Origin of the sequence: Cryobacterium sp. TmT2-59, from assembly GCF_004403545.1 — a bacterium.
Classification (GTDB): domain Bacteria; phylum Actinomycetota; class Actinomycetes; order Actinomycetales; family Microbacteriaceae; genus Cryobacterium; species Cryobacterium shii.
The window spans coordinates 14,373-35,588 of the sequence record NZ_SOGM01000010.1 but is presented as its reverse complement, the minus strand read 5'-3'; the positions used below and the strand labels follow the sequence as shown (position 1 = coordinate 35,588).

The window sequence follows — 21,216 nt, the reverse complement described above, 5'->3', positions numbered from 1 at the left end:
TTCTGCCTCGGCAATGGCGTCGAAATGGAGGCCCATGGCCTCTCGCTCTTCGAACACTGACGGCTTCATGAGGAACACGCTAGAGGCACCCACCGACACTGCACCGGCAGCCGTGCACACTGTGGATAACCTGATCAAACAGGCATTGTGGAGGAACCGGGCAGGTGGGCCGACCGCGTCTCGTGGGCGAGCCACAGGGTCAGGGGCGCGGAGCATCCGTCTGCCCAGCGAAACCAACCGCGACCCTCGGGTTCCACCGCCGTTCCCCCTTCACCTGGTGCTGAAAGACCCCACTGGATGCGGCAGCCCGTTCGACGCCCGGGGGCGGCCCTATGCTCGATCGAATGGTTGGTGTTCTGGTCGGATTCTCCATCATCGGGTTCGTGATCCTGGTGGGCTACCTGATCGAGCGTGCCGGGATCGCCGGGCCGGGCGGCGGCCGGGTGCTCAACCGGGTGGCGTTCTTCGTGGCGTCGCCGGCGCTGCTGTTCACGGTGCTGTCCCACGCGGATGCCCGGGTGCTGTTCTCAACGTTCCTCCTGACCACGCTGTGCAGCATCGCGGTCGGCGCGGGCCTGTACCTCCTGATCGCCCGGGTCTTCTTCCGCACCCCGGTCGCCGAGACCGTGCTCGGCGCGGCCTCGTCGAGCTACGTCAACGCCAACAACATCGGCCTGCCGGTGGCCCTGTACGTGCTCGGCAGCGCCCGGTACGTGGCCCCGGTGCTGCTGCTCCAGCTGCTCGTGCTCGCCCCGCTCATTCTGGGAATCCTCGACGTCTCGACCCGGGGACGACTGTCGCTGGCCGGAATCGTCACCCAGCCGCTGCGCAATCCGATCATCCTCGCGTCCGCGGCCGGGGTGCTGGTGGCCATCTCGGGAATCACCGTGCCGGCCGCGGTGATGGCCCCGCTCGAGTTGCTCGGCGGGGCCGCGATCCCGATGGTGCTCCTGGCGTTCGGCATGTCGCTGCACGGGGAACGGCTGCTCAAGGCTGGTTCCGGGCGCGGCCGGGTCGCCGCGGCATCCGTGATCAAGGTCGCCGTGATGCCAGTCATCGCGTACCTGTTCGGCCGATTCGTGTTCGACCTGGGCGCCCCGGAACTGTTCGCGGCGGTGACCATCGCGGCGCTGCCGACCGCGCAGAACATCTTCAATTTCGCCGCCCGGTACGACCGCGGCGTCGTGGTGACCCGCGACACCGTGCTCGTCACCACCCTGGCCTCGGTGCCGGCGCTGCTGGTGATCGCGGCGCGGCTGGCGCCGACCGCGTAGGGCGCGAGGTAGGGCGCGAGGTTGGGCGCGGGGTGGCACGGGGACGTCGCCCGATCCCGTTCACGCGGGGCGCTGGCGCCCGATCACGGCTTTGACCAGAAGCGGCAGGACGGATGCGACGACGATTCCGATCAGGATGAGATCGATGTAGCGGGCGGCGAAATCCGCCACCCCCGGGATGTGCGCCAGCCCGAAGCCGAGGAGCACGACAGCGCTCGACCACACGGCGGCGCCGACGAGGTTGAACATCGTGAACAGACGCCGCGGCATCGTGCCGACGCCCGCGGCGACGGGAGCGAACGTGCGAACGACGGGCACGAATCGGGCGACCGTCACTGCCGCGGGGCCGAACCGGTCGAAGAAGCCCTGGGTTCTCTTCACGCTCTTCCTGCTGAAGAGGCCGGACTCGCGCCGATCGAAAATCCGGGGGCCGGACCTCCGCCCGATCACATAGCCGAGTTGATCGCCGAGCGCGGCCGACAGGGCGATGGCAGGGACGACGATCCAGAGCGGCTGGCTGATCACGCCGCTGAGAGCGAGCACGCCGGTGAAGAACAGGAGAGTGTCGCCGGGGAGGAAGAAGCCGACGAGCAGCCCGGTTTCCGCAAAGACGATGGCGCAGACGACCGCCAGCCCCCAGACTCCGGCGCCGGAGATCACCGCCTGCGGATCGAGCAGCCCGGAGGCGGGCACTGCCGCGAGAATAATGCTTCCCATATTCGCTGTCCCGTCCTGATCGATCAGGCCGCGACCGCGGCGACGGAATCGGCCCGTCTGGACCGCACGGTCAGAACGAGCACCAGCGTCACAATCACGGCCAGGAACAGAGCGCTCGTTCCCGTCGTACCGAGTGCGAGTCCACCGTCGGCGGTGGGCTGGGACAGCAGGTCGCCCATCGACGCTCCGAGCGGGCGGGTCAGGATGTAGGCGATCCAGAATGCGAGCACGGCGCCCCGGCGGAAGAAGAAGTACGCGACCGCGACGAGGGCGATCGCCGCGGCGAAGACGAGGAGGGCGACGAGGAAACCGAGGTTCAGGCTTTCTGCCACGAGGTCGCCCGCCGCGGTGCCCAGTGCGAAGGTGAACAGCACAGCCAGCCAGTAGAACGTCTCCCGCCGCGTTGTGAAGATGGAGTGGATCGAGAGGGTCTTCTCCGACACGAACCAGACCGTGAACGTCGCCGCCAGGGCGATGGCGAAGACCACGGTGGTGATCCCCAACGGCACGCCGAGACTGTCGGTGAGATTGTCGGTGATGAGTGTGCCCACGACGCTGATCAGGACCACCGACAGCCAGTAGACGGCCGGGATGTACCGGCGAAGCTGGAACTGTGCCAACAAGGCCGCGACGAGCAGCACGGCCATGACGATCGACGTGATGCCGAGGCCCAGGCCGAGGTCCACGTTCAGGAAGTCTGCCGCCGTTTCACCCACCGTGGTGGCGAGAACCTTGATCACCCAGAAGACGAGGGTCACCTCCGGAACCTTGTTCAGAATGCGCCGAGACGGTGACGGGGTGCGGATCAGGGATGAAGTCATCTCACCAGCGAACCGCGCGCGGTCTAAGACTTTCCACAGAGGTAGGGATTCTGCACTGGAGCAGGTGAGAATCAGGGAGTGCGCGCCCGGGGCACAGTGAACGAGATCGCCGTGCCCTCAGCGGAGCCGTCAGCGACCGTGACGGAACCGCCGTAGCGAACCGCGATTTCGCGCACGAGGGACAGGCCGATGCCGAAGCCGGTGCGGGTGACACCCACTTCGTCGGCGGCCGATTCGGAGTGGGCGAAGCGATCGAAAATGCGGTTCGGTTCGATTCCCTGGATGCCCGGACCGCGGTCCCGCACCGTGACCGATACGGTCTTCTTCGTCACGGCCACCTGCACGGAGACGACGGAGCCCGTCGGCGCGAACCGCAGGGCGTTGTCCAGCATCGCGACGACGCACCGGGTGATGGCGGATGCCGGCACCCGGGCGGTCGCGGCATCCGGGGCGTCCAGCTTCACCGTGACCTGTTTCTCCGCCCCGATCAGCGCCATCGACTCCACGGCGACCCCGACCGCGGCGTTCACGTCGACGACGCTGTCCTCGGTCGGCGCCGAACCGCCGATCTCCGCCGATTCGAGCAGGTCGTTGACGATCCCGATCAGCCTCTTTGCGTCGCTCCGCAGCTCGGCGACGACAGCCGAGGAGGGGCCGTCCGCGGGAAGCGCCCGCTGCAGGATCTGCAGGCGGGCATCCAGCACGGCGATGGGCGTGCGCAGTTCGTGGCTTGCGTCGGCGACGAAGGCCCGCTGGATGCGCAGGGCGTCCCCGAGGGGTTGCACCGCCCGCCGTGCGACCGCCCAGCTCATCACGCCGGCCAGGATGATCAGGGCGACGCCGAGCACCGCGGCCGCGCGCAGGAGCCCGACCGCACCGACCTTCAGATTGTCGGGGTCGGGCACCGGTTCGACGAGCTCGGCGACGGATATCTCCGACAGGATGTAGACGACAACGGCCAGGATCACGACGACGACGACGGCCGTGCACGCGATCGCGATCTGGGTGCCGATGATGCGTGAGGCACGACGAATCGCGAGCGTGTCGCTGTCGACGATCGGTCGCCCCGCGCGGGTCACGGCTGGCCCAGGCGGTAGCCCCGACCGCGCACGGTCAGGACGATGTCGGTGTCGGTCTTGCGCCTGAGGTAGTGCACGTAGGTGTCGACGGTGCCGGCGGTGTCCCCGGCGCTGAAGACGGAATTCAGGATCTGCTGGCGGGAGAACGTGCGTTGCGGGGCCTCGGCCAGGAGTCTGAGGAGCTGGTTCTCCTTCTCCGTCAGCAGGACGCGCCCGTCGTAGGGGGAGTAGATCGTCCGGCTGTCCGGGTAGTACTCCCATCCGCCGACCGACAGGGTTCGCCCCTCTCCGGTGAACACCCGACGGATGGCCCGCAGCCGGGCGAGCAGCTCGTCGAACTCGAACGGCTTGACGAGGTAGTCGTTCGCGCCCATGTCGAGCCCGTCGACCTTGTCGCGGGTGGTGCCCAGCGCCGTGAGGAGGAGGATCGGGGTCGTGACCAGTTTGCGCCGGAGCGCGTCGACGACGCCCAATCCGTCCAGCGACGGAAGTCGCCGGTCGATGACCATCACGTCGAACTCACGGGCCAGGCCTGCGGCGAGCCCCTCCGCACCGTCGGTGGCCAGGGTGACGTCGTAGGTTTCCGCCAGCACCTGCTGGATCATCGGGCCCAGCCGGGGGTCGTCCTCGATCAGGAGCAGCCGGGCACGAGGGGTGCTCTCAGCTGGCATCAGGGGCTCCTCACCTCTCCGGGTACCGCGTCGGCGGCGGGTCGACGTTCGCTCCAGTGTGGCACCGGGAGCATCGACCAGAGCGCATTGGCGACTGTGACACCGGCGGTCGCGTACACGATCGACGCGGCCACGTCAGTCGGGTAGTGCACCCCCAGGTACACCCGGGAGCAGGCCACCGAGAGCACCACGACCGTTCCCGCCCCGGCGAGCACCGGGCGCCACCGCCGTCCGCGGGCGACGACGAGCAAACCCAGGAGGAGGCACGCGGCGAAACTCGTGTGACCGCTCGGGAAGCTGAGACCGCCCGGTTCGAGCACCAGGACATGGGCGAGGGAAGGGATGTCGGGGCGTGGACGCTGCACGAGCAGCTTGACCACCTCGGTGCCCAGCCACGGGACCATCACGATCGCCATGAACCGGATGGCCGTCCGGGGCTGCCGGGTGACCAGCAGGAGGGTGACGCCGCCGAGCAGCACGAGCATGACGGCGACGGGAGGGCCGAACAGCCAGTCGATGGTGAGCGCGAACTCGTCGAGTGCCGGTGTGTGTGCCAGATTCACCCGGCGCAGCACGCCCATTTCCACGGATGTCCACCCGGTCGCCGACTTCAGGGCCGACCCGGTGGCAATGACCAGGACGACGACCACGGCAGCCGGGATCGCACTGCTCGGGAGACGGTTTGACGAGCGGATCTCAGAGGCCATCTCCCCAGAATCGCGCTCACCGGCACAGGGCGCTCTAAGAAACGGCCGCCGGCCGCCGGCCGCCGGCCTCCGGCCGCCGGCCGCCGGCCTCCGGGCTACGGGCGCCGGGTGCGAATGGCGGGCCGTCGGAGCAGCCAGGGCCGCAGCATCCGGGTGATTTGGGGCATCACCAGGAAGGTCATGGTCGGCGCCATCACGAGTGTGGTCACGACGAGTTTGGGCAGCATGGCCACGTCGTGCCAGCCGGGGATGAGCCAGGTCGCGACCAGGGTGAAGGCCAGGTTGGTGGGCAGGAAGCCCAGCCCGATGCTCACCGCCTGCTTCCACCGCGGCACCTGGAACGACGGCGTGGCACCGGCGTCGTCATCGTCGGAGAGCGGCGCGTCGAACCAGCCCTCGATTCCGGTGCGTTTCACCACCCGGGCGTCGAGGATGAGGTCGTGGCCGTCGATCAGCCAGTGCGCCCGCTCCTCTGAGCCTTCCCAGGCATCCAGCAGGTCGGAGTTCGCGAACCGGTAGAGCATGTGCCAGCTCAGGAATCGGCGCTGGCGGGCACCCAGCCCGAGCCGAGGAACCCCGGGAAACTGCTCGCCAGGTCCATGCCGTGTTGCGCCCAGTGGGTGGCGTCCTGGATTCGGGTCGGCTCGACGCGGCGGGTGACGGACACGGTGACGGATGACGCGGCCCGCGCTTGTGGCGCTCCGGCTGCGTTCCCCGGGGGCACGGAAGACATGGTTCAAGTATTGCCGGTGGAACGGCGTCAGAAGATCATCGGGCGGTTGTCGTCTTCGCCCTCCAGCTGCAGGTCGACGGCCACGGGCACGTGGTCGCTCGGCGCGTCGCCCTTGCGCTCATTGCGGTGGATGCTCGCGCCCGTCACGAGGTCGGCGAACGCCGGGGAACCCAGGATGAAGTCGATCCGCATCCCCTCGTTGCGCGGGAACCTCAGCTGCTTGTAGTCCCAGAACGTGAATCCCTCGGGAATCAGCGGGCGCACCACGTCGTGCAGGCCCTCCGCCTCGAACGCGTGGAACGCGGCCCGCTCCGGTTCGGAGATGTGGGTGGACTGGCCGGGGACGAAGCTGGGGTCGCCCATGTCCGTGTCGAAGGGGGCGACGTTCCAGTCGCCCATCAGCGCCAGGGCCAGCTGCGGGTTGCGGCTCAGCTCGTCGCGGGCGTGGGCGCGGAGCCGTTCCAGCCAGTCCAGCTTGTAGGCGAGGTGCGGGTCGCCGATGGCGCGGCCGTTCGGCACGTACACGCTCCACAGGCGCATGCCTTCCACGGTGACGCCGAGCGCGCGGGCCTCGAGCGGCAGGCCGGGGCCCTCTTCCCCCTTGAGGAAGCCGGGCATGTCGGGGAAGGCGGTGGCGACATCCGTCATCTCGTGGCGGCTGGCGAACGCGACGCCGTTCCACTGGCTGATGCCGTGGATGGCCAGGTCGTAGCCGGCGTCCTCGAACGCCTGCGCCGGGAACTGCTCCGGCTTGCACTTGATCTCCTGCATGGCGAGCACGTCGATGTCTTCGCGCACCATCCAGTCGACGACGCGGCCGGAGCGGGCTCGGATGGAATTCACGTTCCAGGTGGCAATGCGCATGCCGCCCAGCCTATTTGACGGATGCCGCGTGACGGCTGCCCGCCCTCCCACAGTGCCCGGGCACTGTGGGAGGGGCTCCGGCCCGGCTCCCGGATGGGGAGTCTGGGCGGGGGACCGGCATTCTCGGAGCCGGGAATGACAGGATTGAGGCCTACGACGACAAGGTAGGGCGGATCCATGACGGAATTGCAGATCGGCTACGCGGCGATGCTGGAGCAGTTCGCCCCGGCCGAGGCGGTGGCCCTCTCCGCCTACGCCGAGGAGCACGGGTTCAGCGGCGTGATGGCGGCCGACCACTTCCAGCCGTGGGTGCCCGCGCAGGGCGAGTCATCCTTCGTCTGGAGCGTGCTCGCGGCCATCGGTGAGCGCACGACGGGCGACCTCGGCCCCGGCGTCACCGCGCCCACGTTCCGCTGGCATCCGGCCATGGTCGCCCAGGCCTCCGCGACGCTCGCCTCGATGTACCCTGGCCGCCACTGGCTCGGCCTCGGCTCGGGCGAGGCGCTCAACGAGCACATCGTCGGCCAGTACTGGCCGGAAGCGCCCGAGCGCATCAACCGCATGTTCGAGGCCATCGAAATCATCTCGAAGCTGTTCACCGCCTCCATCGCCGGCAAGGACGTCAAGCACTCCGGCCAGTTCTACAAGCTCGAGTCGACCCGGCTCTGGACCATGCCGGAGGTGGCCCCGGAGATCCTGATCGCCACGGCCGGGCCGGTCACCGCCAAGCGCGCCGGACGCCACGCCGACGGCCTGATCACGGTCGGCGCCCCACTGGAGAAGATCTCGATGCTGTTCGGCAAGTTCGACGACGGCGCCCGGGACGCCGGCAAGGACCCGTCGACCATGCCCAAGGTGCTGCAGCTGCACATGAGCTGGGCCGAGACCGACGAAGAGGCGATGCGCAACGCCCTGGTCGAGTGGCCGAACGGCGGGATGAAGTTTCCGAAGGGGGACATCCGTTCACCGTTCGAATTCGAGCAGATCGCCAAGCTCGTGCGCCCCGAAGACTTCGAGGGCCGCATGATCATCTCCGCCGACCCCGACGACCACCGCGCGTACATCCAGAAGTTCGTGGATCTCGGCTTCGACCGCATCTACCTGCACAACGTGGGCCGCAACCAGCGTCAGTGGATCGACGTGTTCGGCCGCGACGTGCTGCCGAAACTCAAGCGCTGACGGTGAGCGAGCCTGAGCTGCGGGTATTCGCCCTCGAGGGCATCGGCGAGATCGCGGCGGGCGCCGACCTGGCCGCACTGATCGCGGGCGCGGGCGCCGGCCGACTGCGGCACGGCGACATCCTCGCGGTGACGAGCAAGATCGTGTCCAAGGCCGAGGGCCGGCAGGTCGCGGCCGCCGACCGCGAGCAGGCGATCACGGCTGAGACGGTGCGCGTGGTCGCGACCCGCGCCCACCCGGGCGGGGTCACCCGCATCGTCGAGAACCGGCAGGGGCTGATCATGGCCGCGGCCGGCGTCGACGCGAGCAACACCCCCGACGGCACCGTGCTGCTGCTGCCGGTCGACCCGGACGCCTCCGCCCGCTCGCTCTGCGCGGCCCTCCGCGCGAGCACCGGGCTGCGCCTCGGCGTGATCGTCACGGACACGGCCGGCCGCCCCTGGCGTGAAGGCCAGACCGACATCGCGATCGGCGCCGCCGGGGTCGCGGTGCTCGACGACCTGCGGGGCACGGATGACGCCTCCGGCCGCCGCCTCGACGTCACCGTCGCCGCCGTGGCCGACGAGATCGCCGGGGCGGCCGACCTGGTCAAGGGCAAGACCAGCGGCAACCCCGTGGCCGTGGTGCGCGGGCTCGGGCGTCTCGTGGCGGAGGACGCCGTGGACGGCGGGGCCGGGGCCTCCGGTGCGTCGCGCGCTCCCGGTGCGTTCCTGTTGCAGCGACCGAGCGCGAACGACATGTTCCGGTTGGGGACCGCGGAGGCGCACGCCGAGGGCTTTACGGAGGGCTACGCGGCCGGGCTGGCCGCGGCTGCCGCAGCGTCTGCCGGTGCCGGCGCCGCTGCCGGAGCGGCCGCGGGCGACGCGGCATCCGTCACCGAATGAGCTGGGTGGCCGTCGTCCCGGTCAAGGGCAACCCCGGAGCCAAGACCCGGCTGGGGGCGCGGCCCGATCGGGCCCGGCTGGCCGATGCCTTCGCCCTCGACACCGTCGGAGCGCTGCTGGCGGCGCCCGGCATCGACCGGGTCATCGTGGTGACCGGCGACGGCGAACTCGCCGGCCGCCTGGCCGCCCTCGGGGCCGATATCGTGCGCGAGTCCCGGCACGATCCTGTTCCCCCGGAACGGGCCGCCGCACCAACGGATCCGCTGAACACCGCGATCCGCCAGGGGCTGGCCGTCGTGCGTGCCGAGTTCCCGCACGCGAACGTGGCCGTGCTGACCGGCGACCTGCCTGCGCTGACCCCGGCCGAGGTCGAGCGTGCGCTCACCCTCGCGGCCGCGCAGGAGCGCTCGATGGTGCCCGACGCAGCCGGAACCGGCACCACGACCCTGCTCGCGCGGGCCGGCACACCGATCGAACCACGCTTCGGGGTCGGGTCGAGGGCCGCCCACGAAGCCGCCGGCCACATCCCTCTCGAGCTGCCGGCATCCGCGGGAATCCGCCGGGACGTCGACACCACGGCCGACCTGCTCGCGGTGGCGCGCCTCGGGCTCGGTCCGCACACCAGCCCGCTCGTCGACGGCGCCCGCGGACCGGGCCGGTGACGGCACAAAGAATGCCGCCACCTGCATAGCCAGGCGACGGCATCCCACCGAAGGTCGTGGACCCGCGGTGCTACACCGGGGTGGGCTCGGCCTTGGTCGCGCCCACCTGCACGGCCAGTGCGTCGAGGACGTCCGCGGGTGTCGCGGCGGACTGGATCGCGGCCCGGAAGGCCGGCTTCATCAGTGCGCGGGAGAGCTGGGCCAGGACCCTGAGGTGCTCGGTGCCGGCGTCGGCCTCCGGCACGGCGATGAGAAAAATGAGCGTGGCCTTCGAACCGTCGGACGAGCCCCAGTCGATGCCGTTGCGGCTGCGGGCGAAGGCGATGACCGGAGAAGTCACCCCGTCGGACTTCGCGTGCGGGATCGCGATCCCGTCGCCGATGCCCGTCGTGCCGTGCTCCTCACGGGTGAACGCGGCCTGCGCGACCGCGGCCACATCGCTGACCCGCCCGGTCGTGGTCATCAGCCCGGCCAGGGTGCGGATCATCGCGTCCCGGTCGGTCTCGTCGACGTCGAGCACGATGGTGCGCTCGTCGATGTAGTCGAGAACCGTTTTCCTGAGGGGCGGGGCGGGCTGGGCCGGGGAGGCCGGTGCGACGGATGCGGCGACCCCGGTCGACGTTCCCGCATCCGTTCCCGTGCGCCCGGCGCGGCGGGCCGAGATCCCGAGCAGCAGCACCGAGACGAGTGCCGTGACGACGGCGCCGACGATCAGGGCCACGAAGTACATCGGCACGCCCGAGACCGCGCCGAAGACGGCGACGATCGGACCGCCGTGCGGAACGGAGTCGGTCACGCCGAACAGGGCGGCGATGCCGCCGGCGACCGCTCCGCCGATCATGTTGGCGGGGATGACCTGCAGCGGTTTGGCGGCCGCGAGTGGGATCGCGCCCTCGGTGATGCCGAAGAAGCCCATGAACAGTGCGGCGATGCCGGCTTCGCGTTCGGGCTTGGAGAAGTAGCGACCGCGGATCAGCGTGGCCAGGCCCATGCCGAGCGGGGGAACGGCGATCGCCGCCGCGACCATGCCCATCGGGGCCGGATTGCCGGTCGCGATCAGCGCGCCGCCGAACAGGAACGCCGTCTTATTGATCGGGCCGCCCATGTCGAAGGCGACCATGGCGCCGAGGATCAGGCCGAGGATGACGACGCTGCCGCCCTCGAGACCGGTGAGGAAGGTCGTCATGCTCTCGAAGACCCAGGCGATCGGGCGGCCGAGGGCCAGCACGAAGGCGCCGCCGACGATCAGGGTCGTGAGCACGGGGATCACCAGGATCGGCATGATCGGCCGGATGAAGCGGTGCACGGGGATCTTCTTGATGCCGAGGGCAACGAAACCGACGAGGAATCCGGTGACGATGCCGCCGATGAAGCCGGCCCCCGATTCGGAGTTGTAGAACGCGCCCGTGGTGGCGATCCAGCCGCAGATCATGCCGGGGGCGAGCCCGGGCCGGTCGGCGATCGCATAGGCGATGAATCCGGAGAGGATGGGAACCATCAGCGTGAACCCGATCACGCCGATCTGGTTGATCGTGAGCCAGAAGCTGCCCTCCGGGATCACGAGTCCCTGCGGGGTGGCCTCGCCGCCGAGCGAGAGCGAGATCGCGATCAGGAGCCCGCCGACGACGACGAACGGGATCATGTAGCTCACGCCGTTCATCAGGGCGCGGTACAGGGTGCCGCCGAAGTCGGCCCCGCCGTTCGGCGCGACGCCCGTGTCCTCGCCGGCGCCCCCGCCGCTGCGGGGCTGGGCGGCGAGGGCATCCTCGATCAGCTTCTGCGGCTGGTGGATGCCGTCGGCGACCCGGGCGTTGATCAGCCGTTTGCCCGCGAAGCGAGCCAGGTCGATCTGGGTGTCGGCCGCGATCACGATGGCGTCCGCCCGGCTGATCTCCTCGGGGCTGAAGGTTCCCTCGACTCCCACGGAGCCGTGGGTCTCGACCTTGATGTCGTAGCCAAGCTCACGTGCCGCAGCCTCGAGTTTCTCCGCCGCCATGTACGTGTGTGCGATGCCGGTGGGGCAGGCCGTAATGCCCAGGATCAATATGTCCGGTGGGGTCGTTCGGCTCGTGGTTTCGGTTCGAGTTGCGGGCATAGCGGGGGTTCCTTCCGGCTGAGACCGAGCGGACTCGGTTCGTGCACCCGGTTCAAGTTAACTAACTTAACTAAGCCTACCCCCCCGAACGGGCGCCGAGAGCGAGCGCGTCGGCTGCGAGCCGCATCGTCGTCTCCGAATCGCGCATCCAGAGCGGCACGGCGACCGAACGGATGCCCGCGGCCGCCAGGGCGGGCAGCGCACCGGCATCCGTCTCGTCGACCAGCCACGCGTCGAGCACGCCGCCCCCGGCGCGGGAGCCGTAGTGCAGGCCCACGGCCTCGGCCGAGGTCGCCACGCCGATCGTGTGCAGGCAGGCGTCGGCCATGCCCCGCACCGCGGCGCCGGCGATGATCGGGGAGACGCCGACGACCGTGGCGGGCGTGGACCGCAGGGCCTCCCGGATGCCGGGGACGGCGAGAATCGTGCCCACCGAGACGACGGGGTTCGACGGCGGCAGGATGACCAGGTCGGCCGTCCGGATGGCGTCCAGCACGCCCGGCGCGGGCACGGCGGACTCGAGGCCGACCTGCACGAACTCGGTCACCGGCACGGAGGCGCGGTAGCGCACCCACCACTCCTCGAAGTGGATCAGGTCGCCCGCGCGGTGCTCATCGGCGTCCATAGCCAGCCGGGCATGCGTCTCCACGGGGGTGTCGCTCATCGGCAGCAGGCGCGCCCCCGGCTGCCAGCGGCGACAGAGGAACTCGGTCGCCTCGCTCAGCGTCGATCCGCTCCGCAGCAGGTCGCTGCGCACGATGTGCGTGGCCAGGTCGAGGTCGCCGAGCGTGAACCAGGACCAGCCGCGCCCGTAGGCCGCGATCTCGGCCGAGGTGCGGCGGGACTCCTCCGGTCGCCCCCAGCCCTGTTCCTCGTTGATGCCGCCGCCGAGGGTGTACATCACGGTGTCGAGGTCGGGGCAGATGCGCAGGCCGTCCAGCCACATGTCGTCGCCGGTGTTCACGACCACGGTCACCGCCGCCTCCGGCTCGGTGGCCGCGAGGTGCTGCAGCAGTCCGCGGGTGAACCGGGCGCCGCCGATCCCTCCGGCCAAAACCGTGATGGTCGTCATCTGTTGCTTCCTCCGTGCCGGGTGATGCGGGGTTCAGGGCTGGACGGGAACGCCGGCGCGGCGGCCGGCGAGAACACGATCACCGGATGCCCGCCCCGGGGATGCGGGATCACGTCGCAGTCCACGCCGTAGACCTCCGCGATGATCAATGGCCGCAGCACCTCGTCCGGGGTGCCGGACGCGACGAGCCGGCCACGGTTCAGCAGCAGGATCCGGTCGCAGTACGCGGCCGCGAGGTTCAGGTCGTGCAGGGCCATGATCGCGGTCAGGCCGGCGCCTGCGCTTGCGCTTGCGTCCGAGCCCGATGACGAGCCCGTTCCCGTACCGGCGCCGTCACCCGCGCAGAGCCCGCGCACCTGCCCGAGCAGGCCCAGCTGGGCGCTCACGTCGAGGTGGTTGGTCGGTTCGTCCAGCAGCAGCAGGCTCGGCCGCTGCGCCAGTGCCCGGGCGATCTGCGCGCGCTGCTGTTCTCCGCCGCTGAGGGTGTGCCAGGCCCGGTCGGCCAGGTCGCTGCCGCCGATCATGGCCAGCGATTCCTCGGCCACCCGGTGGTCGTCGTCGCCGCCAAAGCTGCCGAGAACCCGGCTCCGGTGCGGGATCCGGCCGAGGAGCACGACCTCGCGCACCGTGAGGTCGACGCTGGGCGCGGCGCTCTGCTCGAGCAACGCCACCCGACGGGCGGTCTCCCGCCGCGACAGACCGGACCGCCCGCCCACCCGTTCCCCGTCCAGTTCGACGCCGCCGGCATCCGCTCTCTCGAGTCCAGCGATCAGGCGCAACAGGGTGGATTTGCCGGCCCCGTTCGGCCCCAGCAGGCCGGTCACGGTGCCCGTCGGCAGGGCCGCCGACACCTCGGTCAGGATATCGGTGCCGCCGATCCGGAACGACACCGCGTCCAGGACTACGCCCATGCCGCGGCCTTCCGGCTCTTGATCAGCACGATGAAGACGGGCACTCCGATGAACGCCGTGATGATGCCCACCGGCAGCTCGCGCGGGTCGAACACCGTGCGCGCCACGGTGTCGGCGATGACGAGGAAGAGGGCGCCGAGCACCACGGCAAGCGGAAGCAGGCGGCGGTGGCCCGGCCCGCTCAGGCCGCGCACGAGGTGCGGCAGGATCAGACCGACGAAACCGATCGAGCCGCTCACCGACACCATGGCGCCGGTGAGCAGGGCGACCGCCGCGAGCAGGGCCCAGCGGGTGCGGTTCACGTCGATGCCGAGGGATGCCGCGGCCGTGTCCCCGAAGGTGAACGCGTCCAGGCGGGTGGCCGCGAGCACGATCCCGGTGCCGACCACGGCCAGGGCGCCCGCCGAGATGGCCACGGTCGTCCAGGAACTGCCGGCGAGCGAGCCGAGCAGCCAGTTCAGGATTTCCCGGTAGGAGTCGCCCTTGGCGGCCCAGAAGATGACGAAGGAGGTGCCGGCCGCACCGAGCTGCGCGATGGCCAGGCCCGACAGCACCGCCCGCCCGGGCGTGATCGTGCCGCCGACCCGCGCGATGCTCAGGGTCGCGACCAGGGCGGCCAGCGCGCCGAGGAAGGCCGCGGCGGGAAGCGCGAACGAGACCCCGAGGATGACCACGCAGACCGCCCCGAGCGACGCCCCCGAGGAGAGGCCGAGCAGGTACGGGTCCGCCAGCGGGTTCCGGGTGACGCTCTGCATGACCGCGCCGCAGAGCGCGAGCCCGGCGCCCACCATCGCCGCCGTCAGGACGCGCGGCAGGCGCAGCTGCCAGACGATCGAGTCGGTCAGCGGGGGCACCGCGGGCAGGCCGGGCAGGCCGGCGTGCCCGCCCAGGCTCGCGGCCACATCCGTCAGGCTCACGTCGGCGGGGCCGATCGTGACGGCCAGCGCGGCCGCCAGCACGAGGGCCACGATCGAGAGCACGAGCCAGCCGAGGTAGCGCCCCGCGCCGGTCCCGCGCCGCGTCGGCTGCGCCGCGACCGATCCGTCGACCAATCCGTCGACCGATCCGTCGCGCATGCGTTCCGTCACCGTTCCGTCACCAGTCCGCCGCCGGGGCCGTCTCGCCGCGGGCTACTTCTTGAGCTGCTTGTCGAGGGCGGCCAGCTGGTCGATGGCCGACGAGGCGGTCTCCACATTGCGGATGCCGGCCTCGGTCGCCGCGAACGGCAGCACGATGTAGCGCTTGTTCTTCACCGCGTCGAGCTCCGCGGTGGCCGGGTTCGTCTCGAGGGTGGCGATCTTCGAGTCAGCGGTGTTCCAGGTGGCGTCGACGAGCACGATCACGCTCGGGTTCGCTTCGATCACCGATTCCCAGCCCACCGAGGTCCAGGTGTCGTGCACGTCCGCGAAGATGTTGGTCAGGCCGGCGGCCGCCATGATCATCGCGGGGGAGCCGATGCCGGCTCCCACATAGGGGGCGTCGGTGCCGCTCGAGTACCAGAGGGCGGTGGTGTCCTCCTTGACCGGCTTAAGCGCAGCGAGGTCGGCTTTCTGCTCGGTGACCAGCTTGGCGGCGGCCTCCGGGGCCCCGAACAGGGCGCCGGCCTCGTCGATCTCGGTGAAGACGGAATCGAAGCTGAGCGGGTCGGGCATGGCCTCGCCCTTGCAGGCGGCGGGCGAGACGTAGCTGCCCACGCTCAGGCCGGCCAGTCCGGCACGCTCGCCCACCCCGTCGGCGGAGAAGTTGGACTCCCAGCCGCCGTAGATGAAGTCGGGCGTGAGGTCCAGCACGGCCTCCTGGCCGGGCACGAAGTCGCTGATCACATTGAGGTCGGCGCCGGCCTTCGCCAGGGATGCCGGCAGCGGCCCGTCGAGGAACGCCGAGCCGACGATGCGGTCGCCGAGGCCCAGCGCGAGCAGCAGTTCGGTGGCCGAGGACTTGATCGTGACGATGCGCTCGGGCGCGGCGGTCACGGTGACCTCGGTGCCGCAGTTGGAGACGGTGACCGGGTAGCCGGTGCCCGCGTTCGCCTCCGGGGCGGCGCTCGGCGCGCTTGGGCCCGCCGCGGCGCATCCGCTCAGCAGCAGCGCCGACGCGGCAACCGCCGCCAGCACAGAAACGCGGGACAACAAGTACGGGTTCATAAAACCGATCCGGTTCTGAGCTGCGAGTGCGGGCGAATCGTCGGTATGAGCGCGCCATGGCGACGATTCGCCCGCATTCGCGAACGAGGGAGAGAAGAAGGGAGAGCAGGAGGATGCGAGCCGAGCGAATGCCGGCGACCTGCCGCCCAAGTCAGGGCCGGCTCGACCGGTCAGATCCAACCGGCGGTCTGCTCCCAGCCTAGGCCAGAACGGGTTGGCCGGAACCCTTGCCACCGGCCGGTTCGGACGACAGGATGATTACGCGTAAGTCACACAGAAACAGATCTGCAAAATAGACGTCGAACAGCACAAACGGGCGAAGCCGCCCGATTCGACTCACCTGATTCGGCGCTGCACTTCCCGGCCTCTCGGCCTGCTCGGCGTCGGGCGCGATGTGGAGGCAAGTGAGATGACCGGGGACAGCAGCAACACGGGCACGAGCAACACGGGCACGGGCAAAACGCACGCCGGCAACACGGGCGGCAGCACCGATCGGCGCGACACCGTTCGGGCCGCGATCACCCAGACGGAGTGGACCGGCGACCAGGAGTCGATGATCCGCAAGCACGAGGGGTTCGTGCGCACGGCGGCCGCCGCCGGGGTGCAGGTGATCTGCTTCCAGGAACTCTTCCACGGCCCCTACTTCGGCATCGTGCAGGACCCGAAGTACTACGACTACGCGCAGAGCGTGCCGGGCCCGCTCACGGAGCGGTTCCAGAAGCTCGCCGCCGAGCACAACATAGTGATCGTGCTCCCCGTCTATGAGGAGGAGCAGCCGGGCGTGCTCTACAACACGGCCGCCGTGATCGACGCCGACGGCAGCTACCTCGGCAAGTACCGCAAGCACCATATCCCTCACCTGCCGCAGTTCTGGGAGAAGTTCTATTTCCGCCCCGGCAACGGCGACTACCCCGTCTTCGACACCATGGTCGGCAGGATCGGCGTGTACATCTGCTACGACCGGCACTTCCCCGAGGGCTGGCGCGTGCTGGGCCTGAACGGCGCCGAGATCGTGTTCAACCCGTCGGCCACCAAGCCGGGGCTGTCCAACCGCCTCTGGGAGCTCGAGCAACCGGCCGCCGCGGTCGCCAACCAGTACTACATCGGCGCCAACAACCGCATCGGCGCCGAAACCGAGGAGTTCGGCGATGAGGCCGTCACGTTCTACGGCAGCTCCTACTTCGTCGACCCGCGCGGCAACTATGTCGGCGAGGTCGCCTCCACCGACACCGAGGAGATCCTGATCCGAGACCTCGACCTGGGCGTCATCCGCGAGGTGCGCAACTCGTGGCAGTTCTACCGGGACCGCCGCCCGGATTCCTACGCCCCGATCGTGGAACCGTAGGCGGGGACACCATGAAGATCCTGATCCAGAACGGAACCGTGGTCAGCGCGACCGGACGGGTGCTCGCCGACGTGCTCACCGACGGTGAGACCATCGCCGCCGTGCTGGCGCCCGGTTCCGCCCTCCTCGGGGCCGACCCGGCCGCATCCGTCGACCGCGTGATCGACGCGACCGGCAGGTACGTGATCCCGGGCGGCGTCGACGCGCACACGCACATGGAGCTGCCGTTCGGCGGCACGGCCGCGAGCGACACCTTCGAGACCGGCACCCGGGCCGCGGCCTGGGGCGGCACGACCACGATCATCGACTTCGCGGTGCAGAGCCACGGCCAGCGGGTCTTCGACGGGCTGACCGCCTGGCACGAGAAGGCGGCCGGCAACTGCGCCATCGACTACGGCTTCCACCAGATCATCGGCGACCTGAACACGGACTCCCTGCAGGCCATGGACGGGCTGCTGGCCGAGGGCGTCTCGAGCTTCAAGCTGTTCATGGCCTACCCCGGGGTCTTCTATTCGGATGACGCGCAGATCCTCAAGGCCATGCAGAAGTCCGCCGGGACCGGGCTGATGACCATGATGCACGCGGAGAACGGCCCGGCCATCGACGTGCTCGTGGGCCAGCTGCTCGCGCAGGGCAAGACCGCCCCGTACTACCACGGCGTCGCGCGCGCCTGGCAGCTCGAGGAGGAGGCCACGCACCGGGCGATCATGCTGGCGAACCTCACCGGGGCGCCGCTCTACGTCGTGCACGTGAGCGCCCGGCAGGCCGTGGAGCAGATCGCGGCGGCCAGGGACACGGGCCAGAACGTGTTCGGGGAGACCTGCCCGCAATACCTCTACCTCTCGCTGGAGGAGAACCTCGGGGCGCCCGGGTTCGAGGGTGCGAAGTGGGTGTGCTCGACCCCGCTGCGCTCCCGGGCCGAGGGCCACCAGGACCACCTGTGGCAGAGCCTGCGCACGAACGACATCCAGATGGTCTCCACCGACCACTGCCCGTTCTGCATGAAGGGCCAGAAAGACCTGGGCCTGAATGACTTCTCCAAGATCCCGAACGGCATCGGCTCGGTCGAGCATCGCCTGGACCTGCTCTACCAGGGCGTGGTCAACGAGCGCATCACGCTCGAACGCTGGGTCGAGATCACCTCCACCACGCCGGCACGGATGTTCGGCCTCTACGGCCGGAAGGGCGTCATCCAGCCCGGCGCGGACGCCGACATCGTGATCTACGACCCGAACGGGCACACCTCGATCGGGCTGGGCGTCGACGAGTTCGGCGAGCAGACCGGCCGCAGCCACCACATGAACATGGACCACTCGGCCTGGGAGGGTTACGAGATCGACGGCCACGTCGACACCGTGATCTCCCGGGGCAAGGTCATCATCGACGCCCAGGCCTACCTCGGGGCCCGGGGCGACGGCCGGTTCGTCCCGCGCGGCCTGAGCCAGTACCTCATCTAGGGCAGGGGACGGCATGGATTTCGGAGTCGTTCTGCAGACCAACCCGCCGGCGGCCCGCACCGTGCAGCTGGCCCAGCTGGCCGAAGCGCACGGCTTCAGCCACGTCTGGACCTTCGACTCGCACCTGCTTTGGCAGGAGCCGTACGTGATCCACAGCCGAATTCTCGCCGAGACCCGCAGGGTCATCGTCGGACCCATGGTCACCAACCCGGCCACGCGCGACTGGACCGTGACGGCCTCCACGTTCGCGACCCTGAACGAGATGTACGGCAACCGCACGATCTGCGGCATCGGCCGCGGCGATTCCGCCGTGCGGGTCACCAACGGGGCCCCCACCACACTGAAGACGCTGCGTGAATCGGTGCACGTCATCCGTGAGCTCGCGAACTCCCGGCCGGTCGAGCACAACGGCGCCACGCTGCAGTTCCCCTGGAGCGTCGGCTCCAGCCTCGAGGTGTGGGTGGCGGCCTACGGCCCGCTCGCGCTCCAGCTGGCCGGGGAGATCGGCGACGGTTTCATCCTGCAGATGGCTGACCTCGACGTGGCCGAGTGGATGATCAAGACCGTTCGGGCGGCCGCGGCGAACGTCGGCCGTGACCCGCTGTCGGTCAGGTTCTGCGTGGCCGCTCCCATGTACATCGGCGACAACTGGGGGCACCTGCGCAACCAGTGCCGCTGGTTCGGCGGGATGGTGGGCAACCACGTGGCCGACATCGTGGCGAAGTACGGCACCGAGTCGCACGTGCCGAAGGCCCTGACCGACTACATCGCCCGGCGGGAGGGCTACGACTATAACGCGCACGGCAAGGCGGGCAACGTGCACGCCGCCTTCGTGCCCGACGAGATCATCGACCGGTTCTGCCTGCTCGGCACCGCGAAGGACCACGTCGAGAAGCTCGAGGCCCTGCGGAGCCTCGGCGTCGACCAGTTCGCCGGCTATCTGCAGCACGACAACAAGGAAGAGACCCTCCGGGTCTACGGGGAGACCGTGATCCCGGAGATGACCGAGCAAATCGTGGCGAAGTTCTAAACTCGGTCAGACTGGACGTGCACGTCGTCCCCGGGCCATCACCACAGGAATCACTCCACCTCCATCTCAACGCAGAGAGAAAGAACCGATATTCGTGACTGACACCACAGCCCAGAGCGCAACCTCAAGCCGGAACGACCTCGCCTACGAACTCGACCGCGCCCACGTCTTCCACTCCTGGTCCGCGCAGGGCAGCCTGAAGCCGCTGGTGATCGCCGGCGGTCTGGGTTCACGGGTGTGGGACTTCGACGGGCGCAGCTATCTGGACTTCTCCAGCCAGCTCGTCAATGTGAATATCGGCCACCAGCATCCGGCGGTCACCCAGGCCATCATCGAGCAGGCCGGCACGCTCGCCACGGTCGCCCCGTCGACGGCGAACCTCGCCCGCGGCGAGGCCGCCAAACGCATCGTCGAGCGCGCTCCGGCCGGGTTCAACAAGGTGTTCTTCACCAACGGCGGCGCGGATGCGATCGAGAACGCGATCCGGATGGCGCGCCTGCACACGGGCCGTGACAAGATCCTCTCCACCTACCGCTCATACCACGGCAACACGGGCGCGGCGATTGTCGCGACCGGGGACTGGCGCCGCATCCCGAACGAATTCGCGCGCGGCCACGTGCACTTCTTCGGCCCCTACCTCTACCGCAGCGAGTTCTGGGCGACCACGCCCGAGCAGGAGTCGGAGCGCTCCCTGCGCCACCTGGAACACGTGATCCAGAGCGAGGGCCCTTCCGGCATCGCGGCCGTGCTGCTGGAGTCCATCCCGGGCACCGCCGGCGTGCTCGTGCCGCCACCCGGCTACCTCGCCGGGGTGCGGGCGCTCTGCGACCGCTACGGCATCCAGCTCATCCTGGACGAGGTGATGGCCGGCTTCGGCCGCACCGGCAACTGGTTCGCGTTCGAGGGCTACGACGTGACCCCCGACCTGATCACCTTCGCCAAGGGCGTCAACTCCGGGTATGTGCCCACCGGCGGCGTGATCATCTCGGACTCCATCGCCAGCGACTTCGAGACCAACGTCTTCCCCGGCGGGCTCACCTACAGCGGCCACCCGCTGGCGATGGCGTCAATCGTGGCGGCCCTCGACGCGATGAAGAACGAGGGAATCGTCGAGAACGCCGCCCGCATCGGGCGCGACGTGCTCGCTCCGGGACTGGCCGAACTGCAGGCGAAGCACAAGGTCATCGGCGAGGTGCGCGGCGTCGGCGTCTTCTGGGCGCTGGAGCTCGTGGCCGACCGGGAGACCCGGCACCCGCTCAGCGGGGCGGTGATGGGCCGCATCAAGACCGAGCTGCTCGCCCGCAACCTGCTGCCGTTCCTCGCGGAGAACCGCATCCACGTGGTGCCGCCGTGCGTGGTCACCGACGACGAGGTCGCCGAGGCGCTCGCCATCTACGACGAGGTCCTGAGCCTCGACCTCCTCGCCTGACCCGCACCCGCACATCCACCCGCACCCGCACATCCACCCTCACCACCTTCACCGTTCCGGTCGAGAGTGCCCGTTCCGCCGGGCACTCTCGACCGGAACGGGCACTCTGACCGCTACTCAATGAAGAGAATGAAGAGAGACG

21 protein-coding genes are annotated in these 21,216 nt (G+C 69.7%); 8 read left to right on the top strand and 13 right to left on the bottom strand.

The annotated features are described in order from the left end of the window. Positions 1-344: 344 nt before the first annotated feature. The gene (locus E3T24_RS01455) at positions 345-1,274 is read left to right on the top strand and encodes an AEC family transporter (protein ID WP_134367963.1); all 930 of its coding nucleotides are present in this window, start codon (positions 345-347) and stop codon (positions 1,272-1,274) included. Between the two features lie 60 nt (positions 1,275-1,334). Here the strand turns inward: E3T24_RS01455 and E3T24_RS01450 are convergent, their stop codons facing one another. The 8 genes from E3T24_RS01450 to E3T24_RS01420 form a co-directional block, all read right to left on the bottom strand. Further along, positions 1,335-1,991 (bottom strand): VTT domain-containing protein, encoded by a 657-nt coding sequence (locus tag E3T24_RS01450; protein ID WP_134367962.1) that lies wholly within the window; start codon positions 1,989-1,991, stop codon positions 1,335-1,337. A 23-nt stretch (positions 1,992-2,014) separates the two neighbouring features. Beyond that, complete coding sequence (locus tag E3T24_RS01445; RefSeq protein WP_134367961.1) at positions 2,015-2,812, bottom strand: hypothetical protein; 798 nt, start codon at positions 2,810-2,812, stop codon at positions 2,015-2,017. 71 nt (positions 2,813-2,883) lie between these two features. Beyond that, the gene (locus E3T24_RS01440) at positions 2,884-3,891 is read right to left on the bottom strand and encodes a HAMP domain-containing sensor histidine kinase (protein ID WP_134367960.1); all 1,008 of its coding nucleotides are present in this window, start codon (positions 3,889-3,891) and stop codon (positions 2,884-2,886) included. Beyond that, positions 3,888-4,562, bottom strand: a complete 675-nt coding sequence (locus tag E3T24_RS01435; RefSeq protein WP_134367959.1) for a response regulator transcription factor — start codon at positions 4,560-4,562, stop codon at positions 3,888-3,890. Before E3T24_RS01435 ends, E3T24_RS01440 begins: the two co-directional genes overlap by 4 nt. After that, positions 4,562-5,269, bottom strand: a complete 708-nt coding sequence (locus E3T24_RS01430) for a phosphatase PAP2 family protein (RefSeq protein WP_134367958.1) — start codon at positions 5,267-5,269, stop codon at positions 4,562-4,564. Before E3T24_RS01430 ends, E3T24_RS01435 begins: the two co-directional genes overlap by 1 nt. A gap of 95 nt (positions 5,270-5,364) precedes the next feature. Then, on the bottom strand, positions 5,365-5,793 hold the full coding sequence (locus E3T24_RS01425; protein WP_241976200.1) for an antibiotic biosynthesis monooxygenase: 429 nt from the start codon (positions 5,791-5,793) through the stop codon (positions 5,365-5,367). Between the two features lie 8 nt (positions 5,794-5,801). Further along, complete coding sequence (locus E3T24_RS17780; RefSeq protein ID WP_241976198.1) at positions 5,802-6,002, bottom strand: hypothetical protein; 201 nt, start codon at positions 6,000-6,002, stop codon at positions 5,802-5,804. 27 nt (positions 6,003-6,029) lie between these two features. Further along, positions 6,030-6,866, bottom strand: a complete 837-nt coding sequence (locus tag E3T24_RS01420) for an exodeoxyribonuclease III (RefSeq protein WP_134367957.1) — start codon at positions 6,864-6,866, stop codon at positions 6,030-6,032. 177 nt (positions 6,867-7,043) lie between these two features. On the opposite strand from E3T24_RS01420, the gene E3T24_RS01415 reads away from it, so the two are divergent. The 3 genes from E3T24_RS01415 to cofC are packed head-to-tail and all read left to right on the top strand — an operon-like array spanning position 7,044 to position 9,591. Beyond that, a complete protein-coding gene (locus E3T24_RS01415) occupies positions 7,044-8,045 on the top strand; it encodes a TIGR03557 family F420-dependent LLM class oxidoreductase (protein WP_134367956.1) in 1,002 nt (333 codons plus the stop codon). A gap of 2 nt (positions 8,046-8,047) precedes the next feature. Continuing rightward, positions 8,048-8,929, top strand: a complete 882-nt coding sequence (gene cofE, locus E3T24_RS01410; protein ID WP_134367955.1) for a coenzyme F420-0:L-glutamate ligase — start codon at positions 8,048-8,050, stop codon at positions 8,927-8,929. Then, on the top strand, positions 8,926-9,591 hold the full coding sequence (gene cofC / locus E3T24_RS01405) for a 2-phospho-L-lactate guanylyltransferase (RefSeq protein WP_134367954.1): 666 nt from the start codon (positions 8,926-8,928) through the stop codon (positions 9,589-9,591). The genes cofE and cofC overlap by 4 nt, the downstream gene beginning before the upstream one ends. 70 nt (positions 9,592-9,661) lie before the next feature. On the opposite strand, the gene E3T24_RS01400 is transcribed toward cofC, so the two are convergent. From E3T24_RS01400 to E3T24_RS01380, 5 genes are all read right to left on the bottom strand, one after another. After that, positions 9,662-11,686, bottom strand: a complete 2,025-nt coding sequence (locus tag E3T24_RS01400) for a PTS fructose transporter subunit IIABC (protein ID WP_134367953.1) — start codon at positions 11,684-11,686, stop codon at positions 9,662-9,664. A gap of 76 nt (positions 11,687-11,762) precedes the next feature. Beyond that, positions 11,763-12,758: a 2-phospho-L-lactate transferase gene (cofD, locus tag E3T24_RS01395; protein ID WP_134434206.1), complete on the bottom strand. Its 996-nt coding sequence runs from the start codon at positions 12,756-12,758 to the stop codon at positions 11,763-11,765. Then, entirely contained in the window at positions 12,755-13,669 is a 915-nt protein-coding gene (locus tag E3T24_RS01390) for an ATP-binding cassette domain-containing protein (RefSeq protein ID WP_134367950.1), read from the bottom strand. The genes cofD and E3T24_RS01390 overlap by 4 nt, the downstream gene beginning before the upstream one ends. Then, on the bottom strand, positions 13,660-14,745 hold the full coding sequence (locus E3T24_RS01385) for a putative F420-0 ABC transporter permease subunit (RefSeq protein ID WP_134367948.1): 1,086 nt from the start codon (positions 14,743-14,745) through the stop codon (positions 13,660-13,662). The genes E3T24_RS01390 and E3T24_RS01385 overlap by 10 nt, the downstream gene beginning before the upstream one ends. Positions 14,746-14,799: 54 nt before the next feature. After that, positions 14,800-15,813, bottom strand: coding sequence for a putative F420-0 ABC transporter substrate-binding protein (locus E3T24_RS01380; RefSeq protein ID WP_134434205.1), 1,014 nt, complete (start codon positions 15,811-15,813; stop codon positions 14,800-14,802). A 409-nt stretch (positions 15,814-16,222) separates the two neighbouring features. On the opposite strand from E3T24_RS01380, the gene E3T24_RS01375 reads away from it, so the two are divergent. From E3T24_RS01375 to E3T24_RS01360, 4 genes are all read left to right on the top strand, one after another. Further along, a complete protein-coding gene (locus E3T24_RS01375; RefSeq protein ID WP_134367944.1) occupies positions 16,223-17,158 on the top strand; it encodes a nitrilase-related carbon-nitrogen hydrolase in 936 nt (311 codons plus the stop codon). A gap of 11 nt (positions 17,159-17,169) precedes the next feature. Beyond that, positions 17,170-18,615, top strand: coding sequence for a dihydropyrimidinase (gene hydA, locus E3T24_RS01370; RefSeq protein ID WP_134367942.1), 1,446 nt, complete (start codon positions 17,170-17,172; stop codon positions 18,613-18,615). Positions 18,616-18,628: 13 nt separating this feature from the next. Continuing rightward, a complete protein-coding gene (locus E3T24_RS01365; RefSeq protein WP_134367940.1) occupies positions 18,629-19,645 on the top strand; it encodes a TIGR03842 family LLM class F420-dependent oxidoreductase in 1,017 nt (338 codons plus the stop codon). 94 nt (positions 19,646-19,739) lie between these two features. After that, positions 19,740-21,074: an aspartate aminotransferase family protein gene (locus E3T24_RS01360; RefSeq protein ID WP_134367938.1), complete on the top strand. Its 1,335-nt coding sequence runs from the start codon at positions 19,740-19,742 to the stop codon at positions 21,072-21,074. Positions 21,075-21,216: the final 142 nt, after the last annotated feature.